Genomic DNA, 16,323 nt, shown 5'->3' with positions numbered 1-16,323 from the left:
GGCGGCCTCACAGGGAGCGGGCGACGGTCGACGCCTGCGGGTTTTCGACCAGCGCGTGGTGGGCGCTGTAGCGAGAGTAGTTCGAGATGACGAGCTGCCGGCCGATGCGCGTCCGGCGATTCACGACGATGGGCCCGATCAGGTTCACCGTCGCCTCGACCGGGTTCTGCTTCCGGAGGGTGACGATGTTCAGGATCATCGCCTGCGAGGGATCGACGATGCCGAGCTGCTCGGCGTCCTCATCGAAGATCTCCGGCTCGTATCCCGGCACGATGCCACCCGGCTCGATCACGATGAAGAACAGGTGGTCCGTCGGGCTGTGGAGCTTCATCCACAGGAACGGGAGGTGATTCGGGAGGTAGAGGAGTTCGGCGCGCTTGTAGGTGCCAAACCCGACGATTCCCTGCGGCAACTGGAGTTCGTTGGAGGGCGGGACATCGATGTCGGTCGGGAAGACTTCGGGCAGGACTTTCATGTCGGTAAAGAGGTCGCGAGGGTGAAGGGCGGATTGGAACGAAGGTCGGGGAAGAGTCAGTTGATATAGTCGAGGAGGGAGATCTGCATGATCTTCACCGACGACTGGAGCGCGGCTTCGTATGCCGTCTGGGTTTGGGTGAGCTTAACGATGGTTTCAGGCAGGTCGACATCGACCTCGCCGGAGACGAGCTTCTCAAGTTCGGTCGAACGATCCTTCAGCTGGTCCTGATGCGCCTCGATGCGGGTCTGGATGCCGCCGTTGCGGGCGAGCGAAGCCACCAGCACGTCTTCCGAGTCGATGAGGGCGGCCTGGGCGGTGGCGAGCCCGCTCGAATTGTTGGTGTCCAGCGAGTCCCGGAGGTCGATCAGGTTCTTGAGGAAGTCCCGCAGGCTGAGATTCGTCGCCTCGTCGGTGGTCGGCGAGACGGTGGCGGACTCGGAGAGCGGGAGGGAAACCTGCTCGCTGTTCCCCTCGTAGGAGACCGCCGTGATCTTGCCGTCGGTCCGCGTCGCCGCGAAGGGAGCGGTATCGAGCTTGGTGCCGCCAAACAGGTAGTCGGTGCCGAAGCGGGAATTGGCGAGTTCGAGCGTCTGCTCGATCAGCTGGTTGACTTCGGTGGCATACGCCTGGCTCTGCGAGGAGCTCAGCGCGCCGCTGCCGAGGGTGGCGATCTCGGAGGCGCGGTCGGACACGGTCTTGATGGCGTTGAGTCCCGAGAAGGTGGCCTGGCTCAGCTCGAGCGCGCGGGTCGCGTTGCTGGCGTACTGCGTGATTTTGCGCTGCTCGCTCTGCAGGTTGAGGGTGCGGCCAACCGACGCCGGATCGTCCTCGGGCTGGAAGATGCGCTGCCCGGTGGACACCTGCGTCTGCAGCTTCGCCTGCTTCGTGCTGAGATTCTGAATCTGGGAGACGATGTTGTCCTGGACGGTGTTGGTCGTGATGCGCATGGGATGCCTTGCTTAGGTCCGGGGTCAGGCGCCGAGGCGGTTGACGACGGTGTCGAGGAGTTCGTCGACGACGTTGAAGACGCGGGAGGAGGCCTGGAACGCGCGCTGGAACTTGAGCAGGTCCGCGAGTTCCTCGTCCATGGAAACGCCGCTCACGCCATCGCGCTGTTTCCGCACGAGCTCCTCGATGTTGTTCTGGTCCTCGACGCGGGAATTGGCGGCGGACAGGGACTGGCCGATGCTGGCGACCGACTTGCTGTAGAACCCGACGAACGTGCCGTCGATCGCCGCGCCACCGCTGATCGAGAACGTCTTGCTCGCCAGGCCGGCAATCGCCAGCGCGATGCTGTTGTTGCCCGAAGCGCTCCCGTCACCGGCTTTCAGCGAGGCGGAGGTGATGGTGCCGACGACGGCGATCGAACCGGCTTCGGTGCCGTTGAAGAAGTTGCCGCCGGCGACACTGGACGGGTTGTAGGCGGCGTTGACGGACGTGATCAGCTGGCCGGCGAGCGCATCGAGGTTGTCGCGCAGCGTCTGGACCGCACCGGTCTTGGCCTTGAGCGAGCCCTGGATGGATCCGCTCGCGAGATTGAGCGTGGCGGCGGGCGTACCGGCGGTGATCTGGGTGCCGTCAAAGGACACCGTGTTGTCAACCGTGGCACCATTGACGAGCATGACGCTGACGCCGCTCGTGTCCTTCGCGGAGAGCTGGAGGGTGCCATCGCCGAGGTCCTTCACGGTGACGGGAAGCTTGGCGGCGAGTTCCTCGAGGCGGGCCTGGCGCTGGTCGCGCAGGTCAACGGCGGTGCCGGCGGCGTTGACCTCGAAGCGGGAAATCTGCTCGTTCAGCTCGGCGATCGTGTTCAGCAGGTCGTTCACCGTGCTGACGTCCGTCGTGATCTGGGTGTCGAGGTCGTCCTGGACCTGCTGCAGGCGCTGGTCGGCAAGCTGGAGACGATCGGTGAGGATCGTGGCGTTCTGGAGCAGGGTCTCACGGACGCCATCACTGGTCGGGCTGCCGGCGAGGCTCTGGAAGCTGTTGAAGAAGTTATCGAGGGCGGCGCCGATGCCGCTGTCGCTCGTGCCGGTGGTGGTGCTCTCGATGCTCTGGCCGAGGGCGGCCTGCGCGCGCTGATACCCCTTCTGTTCGGCCTCGTAGCCGGAGGTGATCGAGATCTCGCGGGCCACCTGGAGATCGAGGAGCTGGTCGCGCAGCTGCTGCACGCCCAGGGCCTCAAGGCCGAGGCTCTCCGCGCCGGTCGGGGTCGCGATCGTGCCGCGGTCGCCGTAGATCACCCGTTGCCGGGCGTACGACGTGTTGTTCACGTTCGCCAGGTTCTTGCCCGTCGTCTCGAGCGCCGCGCTGTGTGCGGTGATCGCCTTGACGGTGGAATTGAGGGTGGCGAAGAGGCCGGCCATGGGAGCGGAAGGTTGGGGGGGTGAACCGGGGAGCGGTGGTTCAACCGGTGGCGCGCAGCGTCGAAGGCGCGTGCGTGGTCGCGACCGACACGCGGCCGGCCGGCGAATACGTCTTGGTGTAGCTCTGCGGCCGCAGCATCTGGAGCGTCTCCTGGTGGAGTTCGACGGTGCGGGCGAGGAGCGAGTGGTTGTGGCGGCTGGTGCGGCGCACGCGGTGCAGGAGGGCGTTGACCTCGTTGATCAGCGCTTCGAGCAGCGGACGGGCATCGGCCTCGATGAGCGGGAGCATGGCCCGCAGCGAGGTGTTGCGCGGCTGGCCGAGGCTGTCGGCAAACTCGGCGACCGCGCTCTCGCGCTGGCCGCGGCAGTCGGAGAGCCGCTGGGCCTGGGCTTCGATCTCGTTGGCGAGCAGGAGAACCTGATCGGCTTCACGGTTAAAGAGGCTGCGCTGCTGGGCCTCAAAAAGGCGGAGGAGCTCACCGTAATCCTGCAGCTCGGCGCGCAGGCATTCGACGATACCCTGCCAGGACGTTGTCGTGGGAAATGTCGCGAGACCAGTCATGTGGCTGACGGCGTTGCCGCCGGGTTGGAGATTCGGGGAGTCAGTTGTTTCTCGATCACGGCCGCGAGGCCCATGCCGGCGCCGGAGGTGAGCTTCTGGGCCATCGTGTCGGTCAGGAGGTCGCCGTAGACGCTGCTGGCGGAACCGCCGGCGTTGCCGAGCATCGACGTCATGGTCTTGCCCAGCATCTGGCGGACAAGCACGGCCTCGAACTGGGCGGCCACGGCGGCGCGCTGCTCGGCGGGGGCGGCATTGCGCAGCGCACTGCCGCGGAGCTGCTTGGCCCGGACGCGCTCGGTCGCGGTCAACTCGCCGGTTTCGTCGGCGGGCCGCGGAGAGGTGGAGGAAGTGATGCCGGAGACGTTCATGCGGCTCAGTTGATCACGAGTTCGGCCTGGAGGGCGCCGGCACGCTTGAGACTTTGGAAGATGGCCATCATCTCGCGCGTCGAGACGCCGAGGGCGTTGAGGGCGGCGGCCAGCCGCTCGATGGTCGGTGGCTCGTTCACCACCGTGAAGCCACCCTTGACCTCGTTCACGTTCGTCTGGGTGGAGGCGACGGTGGTGGTCTGCCCGCCCGTGGCGAAAGCGCCCGGCTGGCTGACGCCGAGATTGGACGTCACCGTGATGGTCAGCGCGCCATGCGCGATCGCGACCTGGGAAAGCCGGACCGTGGAGGTGGCCACGATGGTGCCGGTGCGCTCGTTGATCACGACGCGGGCAAGGGTGTCGGCCGAAGCCTCAACCTGCCCCAGGTCGGCGATGAAGGCCACGTCGCGGCCGCGGTAGTTGGCGGGCATGGTCACGGCGATCGTGGCGGCGTCGACCGGATTGGCGGCGGCCGGCCACTGGGCGTTGATCGCGTCGGCCATGCGGGCGGCGGTGGTAAAATCGGGATTGTGCAGGAGAAGGCGGAGGACGTTGTCCTGGACGAGGGTCGCGCGAATCTCGCGCTCCACGATGGCGCCGTTGCTGATGACGCCGGTGGTGGGATGATTCTTCTGCACCGTGGCGCCGCCGGCACCGCCGGAGCCGCCGAGGAAGCCGCCGATCGCGACCGGGCCCTGAGCCACGGCGTAAACGCGACCGTCGCCACCGATTAGCGGCGTCTGGAGGAGCACCCCGCCCTGCAGCGTCTTGGCGTCACCGAGGGAGGCCACATTCACATCGATCCGGCTCCCAGACTTGAGGAAGGCGCCGATGTCGGCGGTGACCATGACCGCCGCGGTGTTCTTCGCCTTGAGGTCGCTGGCGCTGACGTCGAGGCCGTGGCGCTGGAGCACGTTGGCGACGGCGCGGAGGGTCGCGATGGCGTTGCTGTCACCGTCACCCGCCAGGCCGACGACCAGGCCGTAACCGACCAACTGGTTGTCCCGGCCACCTTCGACCAGCGTGAGGTCCTTGACGCGCGAGGCGTGGAGCGTGGCGCTCAGCCCGAGGGCCGCCGCCACAAGGAAGCAGGCCCGGAAGGTCCGACTTCCGAAGTACCGGGCAAAAGAGGTGCGTCCTGCTGTAGACATCCTGGGAACGAAAAAGGTGATCGGGATCAGAACGGCCGGAGCTTCTCGTAGATCTTGGTCAGCCAACCCCGCTTCTGGGCCTCGGTGAGGGCGCCCTCCGAGTAGAACTCGACGCGGGCATCCGCGATGTTCGACGACACGAGCGTGTTCGTGCGCGAGATATCCTCGGGCCGCACCAGACCGTGGAGGACCACATACTGGGTTTCGCCGGAAGACCGGACGACGCGTACGCCCTCGATGACGAGGTTGCCGTTGGGCAGCACGTCGGTCACGAGGACGGCGGCGCGGGAGGAAAGACTCTGGGTGTTGCTGACGTCGCCACCGCCCGAATACGACGAGGAGCCGCCGACGCTGAGGCCGGGCATCTCGCTGGCGTGCGAGCCGACCCCGCTGAAGATGAACTTCGAGACTGCGTCCTCGAGGGAGGACTTGCGCTCCGACTTCTTCGACTGGCTGTTCTGCGCGGCGACCGACTCGGCGACGATGATCGTGAGGATGTCGCCCGGTGCGCTCGCCTTGCGGTCGGCGAACATCGCCGCCGGCACCCGTCCGCTGGCCGGCCAGATGGAGTCGGCCTGGACCGCGACGGCGGTCGCGAGCAGGGCGAGCACGGCGCTCGAGCGGCGGAGACTAGAAGCGGACTTGGACACGGTTTTCATCGACCACGAGGGCGGCAAAGTCCTTGCGCGAATCCGGGTTGCGCACGGTGACGGTGTCACCCTGCGCGCCGTTCTCCATCGCGACGGCTTTCATCGTCACGACCAGCATGCCCTCGGTCGCGGAGACATCCACGACCTGGCCCTTGCGGACCAGGGGGCGGCGGCTGATGTCGCGCCAGGTCAGGATATGACCGGCGGCCACGCCGCGGGAAAAGATGTACGAGCGATCGCCCACGGCGGTCGGGAGCGCCTCGCGCTCGCGGAAGAGGTCGACGCGGCGGGTCTCGAGCAGGGCCGGGTCGAAGGTAGCGCCGATCGTGAGCGGCTCACGGGTGGACCAGACATCGCGCCAGAGGGAAGCACGCAGCATCAGGGTGATGTCGGGCAGCGCCTCGCCATCGGCGACGAGCCGGCAACGCAGCAGCATCGCGGAGGTGGCGGTGTTCGGATAATCGGTGACGACAACATCCCACTGGCGGGCGGTGCGCGTCGGGGCGGCCCAGGCGCGGATCAGGTCGAGTTCGAGGCTGCCTTCGAGATTGAAGTGACCGGCGACATCGCGGCTCAGCGAGGCGAGCAGTTGCTCGCGGCTGAGGGTGACGGCCTCGGCGTTTGCCGGCGCCGCGGTGAGCGGGCCGAAGGCAAACACGGCGAGAACCGACAGGAAAATGGACCAGCGGGTCTTCATCGCTTCATGTTGGCCGCGCTCTGGAGCATCTCGTCCGAGGCCTGGATCGACTTGGAGTTAATCTCGTAGGCGCGCTGGGCGATGATGAGCGCCACCATCTCCTCCACGATGTTCACGTTGGAGTTCTCGACGTAGCCCTGGATGGTGCGGCCGAAGCCGTCCTCGGAGGGTTTGCCCGCTTCGGGCGTGCCGCTGGCAGCCGTCTCTTCGTAGAGATTGCCACCGAGGCTGCGGAGGCCGGAGGGGTTCGGGAAACGCGTGAGCGTGAGGGCGAAGGTGCTGGTCCCGGTGGCCGTCTGGACCGTGACCTGGCCGTCTTCGGAAACGGAGACGGACGTCGCGCCGCTCGGGATCGTCTGGAAGCCGCTGCCGACTGGGAGGCCGTCGGCGGTGACGACCTGGCCCTGGGCATTGAGCTTGAAGGAGCCGTCGCGGGTGTAGGCGAAGGTGCCGTCGGGCCGCTGAATCTCGAAGAAGCCCTCGCCCTGGATGGCGATGTCGAGCTTCTCACCGGTGGCGGTGAGCTGGCCCTGCGTGAAGACCTTGGACGTGGCCGCGACGCGGGAGCCGTTGCCCACCTCGACGCCGGTCGGAACCAGGTTGCCGCCGCCGGATTCGGAACCGGACGCGCGCGGAGCCTGATAGAGCAGATCCTGGAACTCGATCTTGCTGCGCTTGAAACCCGGGGTGTTCACGTTCGCCAGGTTGTTGGCGATCGTGTTCAGGTTCATCTGCTGCGCCTCCATGCCCGTGGCGGCGGAATAGAGCGAGAGGTTCATGCGCAGGAAATCAGGTTGAGGGTGGCGCGCGGCGCGCCGGACTCGCCGGCGGTCAACGCGGTGGAAATTGGGGCCGGCCCGCCCCCATTGCGGGCTCGGCCATGCAGTCGTGATTGCGGTTGTCTGTCTGGGGAAGTCATGCGGCTGGCGGTTTCAGGTTCAGCCGAGGGCCTGGAGCGTCTTCTCCATCTGCTGATCAATCGTGGTGATGATCTTCTGGTTGGCTTCGTAGGCCCGGGAAATGAGGACGAGGTCGACCATCTCGCGGAGCGGGGTGACGTTGCTGCTCTCAAGATAGCCCTGCAGGAGGTCCGGCTCGGCCACGGGTTCGGGCTGGCCGCCGGCGCCGGGGATAAAGAATCCACCGGAAGTCGGGACGAGGGCGGCATTATTGGCGAACCGCTGGATCGAGAGCCGGCCGAGGGCGACGTCGCCCTGGAACAGCGTGCCGTCGCGATTCACAACCAGGCTCTTGCCATTCTGGAGCAGCGTGATCGGGGCGCCGCTGTCCGTCAGGACTTCCGCCCCGCCGGCGCCGACGAGCGTGCGATCCTGCCGGAGGTGAAACTCGCCGTTGCGGGTGTAAGCCCGGGAGCCGTCCGGCATCTGCACTTCGAAAAAGCCATCGCCCTGGATCGCAACGTCGAGGTCGCGCTTCGTGGGCTGGGTCTGTCCACCGCCATAGTTCACGCCGGTGTTCACCTTCGGGAACAGCGTCTGGAACGTGGAGTCGCTGCCGATCTTCGCCCGCGGGTCAGCCTGGATCTCTCCGGCCGTCGTGGTGCTGATGTTGATCGTCCGCTTCCGGTAACCGTTCGTCTCGCTCGAGGTGATGTTTTGCGCGACGGCCTCCTGCCAGCGCTCAAGGGCGCTGAGAGCAGATGCACTTTGATAGAGGCCGATGTTCATGGACGCGGAGGCTTAAGCCATCCGTGTGCCGCGGCCGTTCCAACGCGCGCAACTTACCTATAATCCGAGAATTAAACTTTTCAGATTTTTTCGTGGCATTTCCTGCCCCACCCCTGCACTCCCGCGCTCCGGGTGCGGCGGCAGGAATTGCCCAGCCGACATGCCGCCCCTGACCGGAGGCATGGGACAGCCGGAAGGAAGCGAGCCCGCAGGGGTAGCCGGGCACAGCAAGGTTGCCCTGCCCTGCCAATGGCTGGCGCCAAGGCAGACCAGGTTGCCGGCGATCCCTGCCGGCGGATTCCGCACCACGGCCGCTCAGCGGCCCGGCGGGTACAGGCACTCGATCTCGGTGCGCTCGCCGCAGACGCAGGTAATGATCAGGCGGACGATCTTGTCGCCTTCCTTCACCACCTCGACCTGGGCGTGCGATGCTCCCGGCGCGCTGGCCGCCAACGGCGACAACGCGTGAGGTCCGTGGTGCGCCGACGCTTCCTGCGCGCCCGCACGCAAAGACTTCATATTCAGTTCCTTTTTGCCTTGGAGAAAGGGTTTCATGGCTTCGACTTCGTCCCGTATTCCAGCTTCCGGACAGGCTGCTCGACGAGCTTGGTGTCTCGGAGCGACCGGGTGGACAGGCTGAGACTGACAGTGATGCGCTGATTGGCTTCGGCGTCGCGCGCGACGCCTGGCACCGGGTGTGTGTCGCCGTAGCCGGTGACGCGCTCGATGAGGTCGTCGTCGACGGCGTAGTGCACGAGGGCACGTCGGGCGGCCAAGGCGCGATCCGACGAGAGTTCCCACGCGCTGTAGTCGGGTTTCGTGGCGACGATGCCCGACCGCGTATGACCGTCGATCACAACGCGGAACCGGTGCCGGTCGATGACCCAGGCGAGATTCTGCATGACGAACCGGCCCCACTCGGTGAGCTCGGCGGTGTCGGAGACGAAGAGCGGCTTCCGCCCGCGATCGAACACCGTGACCCGCAGGCCGTCGGCGGTGATTTCCACGTCGATCGGGGCCTCGGCCATATTCTCCTCGAGGTGCAGCAGGCGGTAGAAGTCTGCCGCCACGCTATTGAGAAGGGTCAGCTTCACGTTCTGCTGGTTTTCCTTCTCCTTCTGGGTGCCGGACTCCTCGCCGCTGCTGGTGTTCGGCGTGGAGCGCTTGTTGTTAAAAGGCAGGACGCCCGACGTCGCATCGGCAGCGGTCGCGAGGAACGGGTTCTTGAAGTACTGCGAGGTGGCCAGGACGATATTGGGTTCCTGCGCGCAGATCCATAGCACGAGGAAAAGCGCCATCATCGCGGTGACGAAGTCCGCGTAGGCGACCTTCCAGGCGCCGCCGTGATGAGCATCCTTCTTCTTGGCCATCGCCTATTTCGCAGAGAGGGACTTGAGCGTCACCTCGAGTTCGCCTGCGTTGGGCTGGACGTTGCTGTCGAGCGAGCGCCGCGCGACCTCGACTGCGGTCATGGGAGCGAGGCCCTTGGCGAAGCCGGCGACCGCCTGCATGATGCAGCGGAGGATCTGCTCGTCGGCGGCATTGTTGAACTTGATGCGATTCGCGAGCGGGTTGACGAAGCCGTATGCGAAGAACACGCCGAGCAGGGTACCGGTGAGCGCCGCGGCCACCTTCTCACCGACGGCCGCCGGGCCCTCGGCGATGGAGGCCATCGTGTTGATGATGCCCAGCACCGCCGCGACGATGCCAATGCCAGGCAACGAGTCGCCCACCAGGTTCAAGACGTGGACCGGGTGATCCGCCTCCGACGACTTGGAGTCGAGTTCGGCCTGCATCAGATTCTCGAGCTGGTCGGGCTTGATCTTGCCGTCGATGACGGGCTTGAGGCCGTTGCACAGAAACTCGAGGCGCTCGGGGTGATCCAGGATGGCCGGGTACCGCTTGAAGATGGAGCTCTTCTCGGGGTCCATGACGTGCTCTTCGAGGGCGATCAGGCCGTTGCGCCGGCCGACCATGAAGATCTCGTACAGCAGCTTCAGAATCTCGACGAATTCGGCCTGGCTGGTGGCTTTCGCCGTAATGGAGCCGATAACCTTGTGGGCCAACTCCTTGAGCACGTGTCCCGGGCTCGCGATGACGAGCACGCCCGCGGCGATGCCGAGAATGACCACAAACTCGGATACATGCAGCAGCAAGACCGGGTTGCCACCGGCCAGCACGAAGCCGCCGAGCATGGCGCCCAAGACGATGATACCACCCAGGATTACGAGCATGGGAAACGAAGGGGCGTGGCGGAGCGCCGATGACGCGCCACGGAGAGTTCAGCCGCAGGGATCCGCATGGGAGCTTTCGCGTCAGCGATTGCGCGCGCGCTGCAACCAGCCGCGCAGACCGAGGATGGTCTGGGCGTGAATCTGGCAAATGCGCGACTCCGTCAGGCCGAACACCGCAGCAATTTCGGCCAGGCGCATGTTTTCGTAATAGTACATCGCGAGGATCTTTCTCGGTATATCGGGCAGCTCGCTAATCCTTTGAGTGAGAAGTTGCAGCAGCTCGGTTTTCTCGAGCGTATCCCGGCCGGTCTTGTCGGCCTCGTCAGCCAGCAGCTCGTGCAAGGAGGCGCCCTCCCCTTCCTCGCCCTCGGTGTTCTGGTCGATGGCGATGAAGGTCACCGGCTTCGCCTCGTCGACCCACTTCTGGTATTCCTTCTCCGTGAGGCCGAGGGACGCGCAGACTTCGGCGTCGGTGGCGGCACGGCCGACGCGCTGCTCCACCTCGTTGATGGCGAGCTTGAGCTTCCGGGAACGGGCCCGGGCCCGGCGCGGGCACCAGTCCATACGGCGCAGTTCGTCCAGGATCGCGCCCCGGATGCGCATCGCGGCGTAGCTGGCGAAGGTACTACCCTGCTCGGGGTCGAACTTGCGCACCGCGGCGATCAGGCCGGTGACTCCGACGCTGTAGAGATCGTCGGCGTCCACGTGGGCGGGAACATTCAGCTTGATGCGGTCAACAACGTTGCGGACCAGCGGCAGGTACCGGGAGATGAGGTCTTTCTCATCCACGGCGCTCGGCGAAACACCTTGGTAAGCCCTCCAAGCCGCGGCGGCATTTGCATCCGTGCCTTGTGGGTTTGAAGCGGTGGAGCTCATAGGAATCTAGGGAGAGGTAAGCGAACAGTGGGGTTTACTTCTGCTTGGCGGCCGCGTTGGCGGCGGCAGAGGCCGCGGTGGCGGCATTGCGGGCGATGATCGTTTCGCGGATACCGCGCACGAGGATGGTCCAGAACCAGCGGAAGAGCATGGCGCCCACGAGGCATCCGACCGCGCCATCGAAGAAGATGCGGTCCGGCTGATGGCCAGCCCAGTAGCTGGCACACCCGGTGACGAGGAACCCGGCGAATCCGCCGGCAAGGAACACGAATTTCATGGACGAGCTGGAAAGGGGTTAAGCGAGGGGGTCAGGATTCCTCCTGCGGGAGCGTGCGGCGGACGATCGCGCCAGGGACGTCCTCTTCGCAGTCGCCGGTGAGCGACGGGCCGGTGGCGAGGAAGAGCGGTTCCACCTCGGTATCGAAGAGGTAGTCCCAGAGTTTCCCCCACTGGGGCACCTCATCGAGGTGGGTGAAGACCACGTGGGTCGCGCCCAGGTCACGGCCGGCGGCGTACGCATCGCGCATCGAGGCGCGGTCGTAGGCGGCGTTGAGCACGAGGACGCGCTCGGTGATCTGCTCGCGATCGAGAAACGCGCCGATCGGGGCGTTGTCAGCCGGGCGCTGCACCGAGAGGCCGGGCAGGTCGAAGTAAACGAAACCGCCCGGGACAGCCGCGTGCGTTTCGCAGGGGAAGTGCGCCAGCGGCACGCCGAGGGCCTCGGCGAACACCGGCAGCGGGCCGAGCGGATTCGGGCGATCGAACTCGACGCTGACCACGTGACCGAGCCGGCCCCGGCGAAAGACTTCCTGCGCGATCCACTTGCAGAGCGCGGTGGTGCGACCGACGCCCGAGGTGCCAAGGAACGCGGCGCGGGAGAGCGGCGGACGCTGCGGCCGCGTGTCGGCCTGTTCACGGAGCAGCCGGGACGTCTCGGCGAGCGCGCGATGGAGCGGCAGCGTGTTGAGCTCCGCCCAGTTGGCGCGGGCCTGGAGCCGGTTCAGCGCAGTCTCGGTCAGTCCGGAGCGCCGCAGCAGGCCGCTCAATCCCAGCGGAGGGGAGATCCGGCTGTCGTCGCGCGCCGGGGCGCGGCGCGGCGACGTGGAATCAGTGTCGTCCTCGGGCGCGGCCGCGGCGGGCGGGGGCGTGGGCAGCCGACGGGCGGGCGGAATGAAATCCTCGATGGAATCCGGCGGCAGCGCCGCTTCATCCGAAAGCCCGTGCAGCCGCGACGGCGTGGCCGGGGTCGCGGGAGCCGCATCAACCTGCGCCACGACCTCGAGGCGCGGTGACGAGAACAGCCGCTTGATGCCCGACGCTTCGATGGAACGGACCGACAGCACCCGGGCGTTCGGGCCGAGCTTCTCGCGAATGAGCGCGACGGCCTCGTCCGCGGTTTTCACCGTGAACTTGTAGGCGCCAGGCGCGAGCGTTGGGCGGGGGTCGGCCATGTTCAGCAGCGGCGGAAAGACGGGAGGACGACGGACCGCTCCACCGTGACCGGCTCGATCACGAGCTCGGCGGTCGCCGGACGGCGGGACGGCCGGGCGTCGGAACGCCGGGCGCGGTTCTGCCGCTGGGTGGCAAACGCGCCGCGCGTGCGCGGGCCACAGAGGATGAAGAGCGGGGTGACGCGCGTGATCGTGTGCACGCGGCCGGAGTCAGTCATCACCTGGGAAACAGTTTCTTGATTGAGGATCATGTTAGGCGGCGGCTTTGAGCGGGACTTCGGCGCGCGCGAGGTGCGCCGGGAGAGTGACGATGCCGGCGTTCTCGATCTCGGTGCTGGCGGGCAGCTCCTGGTACGCGAGGACGGTGAGGCGCGGGAAGGAGGACTCGAAGAAGCGCTTGATTGGCAGGCGGATCTCGGTCGACACGATGAGGACCGGCTGATGGCCACCCTGCACGAGCTCGGTCGTGCGCTTGTTGAGTTCCTCGAGGAGGTGGCGGCCCGTGGCGGGATCGAGGGCGAGGCCGACCTCGGTCGGGCTCCGGTGAACCTTCTGGGCGAGCAGTTGCTCGAGGCGCGGATCGAGGGTCGCGGCGCGGATGACGCCCGGGCGGGTCTCGTACTCCGGCACGAAATAGAGCCCAAGGCGGCGGCGGACGAGCTCGCTGAGATCGTCGGGGTTCTTCGAGAGCGGGGCGAAGTCGGCAATGCCCTCGAGGATAAGCGGCTGGTTGACGATCGAGATGTTCTCGCGGAGCAGGTTCTGCAGGACGCGCTGGATGATGCCGAGCGTGACCAGGTCGGGCAGGAGCTCGGCGATGAGCGCCGGCTGCGCCTGCTTGAGATGGTCGACCATCTGCTGGACCTCCTGGCGGCCGACGAGATGGTGGGCGTTGACCTTGAGCGTCTCGGAAAGGTGCGTGATCAGCACCGAGGCCGGATCGACCACGGTGAAGCCGTTGAGCTCGGCGGTCTTCTTCTCCGACTCGTCGATCCAGGTGGCGTCGAGATTGAACACCGGCTCGCGCGTCGGCACGCCCTTGAGGCGAACCTTCGAACCGGAAACGTTCATGGCGAGCCAGCGGTCGGACATGAGCTGGCCACGGGCGACAGGCTTGCCGCGGAGGAGGAAGCGGTAGTCGTTGGGCGCGAGCTCGAGATTGTCGCGGACCGAGATGGGCGGAACGACGATGCCCTTCTCGCGGGCGAGCGCCTTGCGGACGCCGGTGACGCGGGCGAGCAGTTCGCCACCGGTGCGGACCTCCGCGAGGGAAAGCAGGCCGTAACCGATCTCGATGGCAAAAACGTCGACCTCGATGAGCTTCCGGACGTCTTCCGGTCCACCCGAGCCACCCGCCGCCGGGGCGGGGGCACCCGCGGCGCCGGGCGTGCCGGGCTTGGCGCCCTTGGCGCCCGGGGCGGTCTTGCCGGCGGCCACTTCGGGACCGCGCTGCAGTTCCTGGTTCTCGAGCACGCGGGCGATGTAGTACGCGAGACCGGAGAGGCCGAAGAACGGGATGAGCGGCATGCCGGGCATCAGGCCGAAGCAGGCCATCATGCCGGCGGCGATCTTCATCGCCCGCGGATAGCGGAAGAGCTGGCCGGCGAGCTGGACGCCGAGATTGGAATTCTCGGAGGCGCGAGTGACGAGGATGCCGGCGCCGACCGAGAGGATCAGGGAGGGAATCTGCGAGACGAGGCCGTCACCGATCGACAGCAGGGTGAACTTCTGCAGCGACTCCACCAGCGAGAGGCCCATCTGCATCACGCCGATGGCGAAGCCGCCAACGACATTGATGAGGGTGATCATGATGCCCGCGATCGCGTCGCCGCGGACGAACTTCGAGGCACCGTCCATCGCGCCGTAGAAGTCGGCTTCCTTCTGGACCTTGATGCGGCGGGCGGTGGCGGCGGCCTCGTCGATGATGCCGGCGTTCAGCTCGGCATCGATGGCCATCTGCTTGCCGGGCAACGCATCGAGGGTGAACCGGGCGCTCACCTCGGCGATACGACCGGCGCCCTTGGTGATGACCACGAAGTTGATGACCACCAGGATCAGGAACACCACCGCGCCGACCACGAAGTTGCCCTGGATGACGAAGTGGCCGAACGAGTCGATGATGTGACCGGCGTAGCCGCTCACCAGGATCTGACGGGTGGAACTGATGTTCAGGGCCAGCCGGAAGAGCGTCAGGGCCAGGAGTAACGTCGGGAAGCTGGAGAACTCCGGCGGATCCTTGATGTAGATGATCGCGAGCAGCACCAACAGCGACAGGCCGATGTTCAGCGCCAGGAAGACGTCCAGGATCGCCGGCGGCACCGGGATGATCAGCAGGAGGACGGTGAGGAACAGGCCCCCCGTAAAGACCAGGTCGGCGCGCTTCATCAGCGCGGAAAAGGTGCTGTTGTCGGTCGCCATGGGTTAGGCTCCCGCCTCCATCCGACGCGCCTTCAGGCGATGGAAGTAGTACCGGTGCGTCCGGTAGACGACGGCCAGGATCTCGGCCACGGCCTGGTAGAGCTCGGAGGGGATCGCCTCGCCCACGGTGCCCATCGCGAACAGCAGCCGGGCAACCGGCTTGTTCTCGACCATGGGCACGCCGTTTTCGGCGGCGATCGCCTTGATGCGTTTGGCAAAACCGTTCTCGCCCTTGGCGAGGATGACGGGGGCCTTGTCCTTGCCGCGCTCGTACTTCAGCGCGACGGCAAAGTGGGTCGGATTCGTGACCACCACGTCGGCAGTCGCGACGTCCGCGAGCATCTGCTTCTGCATCAGCCGGCGGGCCATGCGGCGCATGGCGCCTTTGACGCGGCCGTCGCCTTCAGACTGCTTGTGCTCCTCCTTCACCTCTTCCCGCGTCATCATCATGTCGCGGTGCGTCTTGAACTTTTCGTACGCGTAGCTGATCGCGGCGACGACGCCCAGGGCGAGGAGCAACCGGGTGAGGAACAGCACGGTGGCGCGATTGAGGAACTCGCCGAGATAGGCCGCCTCAACCGGAGCCGTGAAGAGCGGGTCGTAGATCAACCCGCGGGTGCCCAGCCAGAGCGCGGTGCCGATCGCGGTGAGCTTCAGGATATCGATGCCCGTGCGCACGAACGCCGCCTTCGAGAAGATGCGGTTGAAGTTCGCGATAACGTTCAACTGCTCGATCTTGAACGTGACGGCCTCGGGGGTGAGCCGGAAGCCGCTCTGGACGCCGCACGCGAGGAAGATGGCACCAAGGATGGCCAGCAGCACCGGCCCGAGCACGCGCGCCGACAGCAACAGCATCTCGGCCAGCATGCCGGAGACGGTGTCGATCGAAATGGGGGTGCTGGTGAACCGCGTGAAAATCGCGACCGAGTACTCCGCCACCTCCCGCGACATCGTCGGGATGAGCATCGTGAACACCCCCAGGAGAGCGCCGATCGGGAAGAGCACCGCCAACTCAGCCGAACGCGCGAACTGACCCCGATCGTGCGCCTCGTTCAGACGCTTCTCGGTCGGTTCCTCAGTTTTGGAGTCCTGGTCGTGATCGGCCATTGGTAGCGCGTGCTCTTGAGCAACGGCGGTGCCAACGGGTCACTGTACGCCATATCTTTCTGATTGATAATGCTTTAATACTTTATAATCGACGCCCTCCCTAGGGAAGTTTCCTACTTCAGGCCCCGGGTAAAAAAGAGGCAATTTTTGCCTGTGATCGCCGCAGGACTCTCCCCTAGCCGCGCCATCGACGACGGCTGCGCCGCCTTGGCGTTCGCCCCACCCCGCTCCGACTCAAACCAGGAGCGCTTCCGCCTGCCTATGCCCTCCTCCCCTC

At 66.2% G+C, this 16,323-nt stretch carries 19 protein-coding genes; all 19 read right to left on the bottom strand.

The genetic code is table 11. From position 1 onward, the window contains the following. Positions 1–7 precede the first annotated feature (7 nt). Entirely contained in the window at positions 8–475 is a 468-nt protein-coding gene (gene fliW, locus DB354_RS19965) for a flagellar assembly protein FliW (protein ID WP_107837407.1), read from the bottom strand. A 56-nt stretch (positions 476–531) separates the two neighbouring features. Beyond that, positions 532–1,425 carry a flagellar hook-associated protein FlgL gene (gene flgL / locus DB354_RS19960; RefSeq protein WP_107837406.1) on the bottom strand — a complete coding sequence of 298 codons (894 nt, stop codon included), beginning with the start codon at positions 1,423–1,425 and terminating at the stop codon, positions 532–534. A gap of 24 nt (positions 1,426–1,449) precedes the next feature. Further along, positions 1,450–2,844: a flagellar hook-associated protein FlgK gene (gene flgK, locus DB354_RS19955; RefSeq protein ID WP_107837405.1), complete on the bottom strand. Its 1,395-nt coding sequence runs from the start codon at positions 2,842–2,844 to the stop codon at positions 1,450–1,452. Positions 2,845–2,884: 40 nt separating this feature from the next. Continuing rightward, the gene (locus DB354_RS19950) at positions 2,885–3,406 is read right to left on the bottom strand and encodes a flagellar protein FlgN (protein WP_107837404.1); all 522 of its coding nucleotides are present in this window, start codon (positions 3,404–3,406) and stop codon (positions 2,885–2,887) included. Continuing rightward, positions 3,403–3,774 (bottom strand): rod-binding protein, encoded by a 372-nt coding sequence (locus tag DB354_RS19945; RefSeq protein ID WP_107837403.1) that lies wholly within the window; start codon positions 3,772–3,774, stop codon positions 3,403–3,405. Before DB354_RS19945 ends, DB354_RS19950 begins: the two co-directional genes overlap by 4 nt. 5 nt (positions 3,775–3,779) lie before the next feature. Next, a complete protein-coding gene (locus DB354_RS19940; protein WP_107837402.1) occupies positions 3,780–4,925 on the bottom strand; it encodes a flagellar basal body P-ring protein FlgI in 1,146 nt (381 codons plus the stop codon). Between the two features lie 26 nt (positions 4,926–4,951). After that, positions 4,952–5,575 (bottom strand): flagellar basal body L-ring protein FlgH, encoded by a 624-nt coding sequence (locus tag DB354_RS19935; protein WP_233256708.1) that lies wholly within the window; start codon positions 5,573–5,575, stop codon positions 4,952–4,954. After that, complete coding sequence (gene flgA / locus DB354_RS19930; protein ID WP_107837400.1) at positions 5,556–6,272, bottom strand: flagellar basal body P-ring formation chaperone FlgA; 717 nt, start codon at positions 6,270–6,272, stop codon at positions 5,556–5,558. Before flgA ends, DB354_RS19935 begins: the two co-directional genes overlap by 20 nt. After that, on the bottom strand, positions 6,269–7,051 hold the full coding sequence (flgG, locus tag DB354_RS19925; protein ID WP_107837399.1) for a flagellar basal-body rod protein FlgG: 783 nt from the start codon (positions 7,049–7,051) through the stop codon (positions 6,269–6,271). Before flgG ends, flgA begins: the two co-directional genes overlap by 4 nt. A 159-nt stretch (positions 7,052–7,210) precedes the next feature. Further along, complete coding sequence (locus DB354_RS19920) at positions 7,211–7,960, bottom strand: flagellar hook-basal body protein (protein ID WP_107837398.1); 750 nt, start codon at positions 7,958–7,960, stop codon at positions 7,211–7,213. 315 nt (positions 7,961–8,275) lie between these two features. Further along, positions 8,276–8,479 carry a hypothetical protein gene (locus DB354_RS19915; RefSeq protein ID WP_146180337.1) on the bottom strand — a complete coding sequence of 68 codons (204 nt, stop codon included), beginning with the start codon at positions 8,477–8,479 and terminating at the stop codon, positions 8,276–8,278. Positions 8,480–8,511: 32 nt separating this feature from the next. Continuing rightward, the gene (locus tag DB354_RS19910) at positions 8,512–9,330 is read right to left on the bottom strand and encodes a flagellar motor protein MotB (RefSeq protein ID WP_107837396.1); all 819 of its coding nucleotides are present in this window, start codon (positions 9,328–9,330) and stop codon (positions 8,512–8,514) included. Positions 9,331–9,333: 3 nt separating this feature from the next. Beyond that, positions 9,334–10,194: a motility-associated protein gene (locus DB354_RS19905; protein WP_107837395.1), complete on the bottom strand. Its 861-nt coding sequence runs from the start codon at positions 10,192–10,194 to the stop codon at positions 9,334–9,336. Positions 10,195–10,275: 81 nt separating this feature from the next. Next, positions 10,276–11,070, bottom strand: a complete 795-nt coding sequence (locus tag DB354_RS19900) for a FliA/WhiG family RNA polymerase sigma factor (RefSeq protein WP_107837394.1) — start codon at positions 11,068–11,070, stop codon at positions 10,276–10,278. Positions 11,071–11,104: 34 nt separating this feature from the next. Further along, positions 11,105–11,347 carry a hypothetical protein gene (locus DB354_RS19895; RefSeq protein WP_107837393.1) on the bottom strand — a complete coding sequence of 81 codons (243 nt, stop codon included), beginning with the start codon at positions 11,345–11,347 and terminating at the stop codon, positions 11,105–11,107. A 31-nt stretch (positions 11,348–11,378) separates the two neighbouring features. Continuing rightward, the gene (locus tag DB354_RS19890; protein ID WP_107837392.1) at positions 11,379–12,521 is read right to left on the bottom strand and encodes a flagellar GTP-binding protein; all 1,143 of its coding nucleotides are present in this window, start codon (positions 12,519–12,521) and stop codon (positions 11,379–11,381) included. A 2-nt stretch (positions 12,522–12,523) separates the two neighbouring features. Then, complete coding sequence (locus DB354_RS19885) at positions 12,524–12,772, bottom strand: hypothetical protein (protein WP_146180336.1); 249 nt, start codon at positions 12,770–12,772, stop codon at positions 12,524–12,526. Between the two features lies 1 nt (position 12,773). Then, a complete protein-coding gene (gene flhA / locus DB354_RS19880) occupies positions 12,774–14,939 on the bottom strand; it encodes a flagellar biosynthesis protein FlhA (protein WP_107837390.1) in 2,166 nt (721 codons plus the stop codon). Positions 14,940–14,942: 3 nt separating this feature from the next. Beyond that, complete coding sequence (locus tag DB354_RS19875) at positions 14,943–16,046, bottom strand: EscU/YscU/HrcU family type III secretion system export apparatus switch protein (protein ID WP_107837389.1); 1,104 nt, start codon at positions 16,044–16,046, stop codon at positions 14,943–14,945. Positions 16,047–16,323 lie beyond the last annotated feature (277 nt).

Source organism: Opitutus sp. ER46, from assembly GCF_003054705.1.
Classification (GTDB): Bacteria; Verrucomicrobiota; Verrucomicrobiia; order Opitutales; family Opitutaceae; genus ER46.
This window is presented reverse-complemented; position numbering and strand designations above follow the sequence as displayed.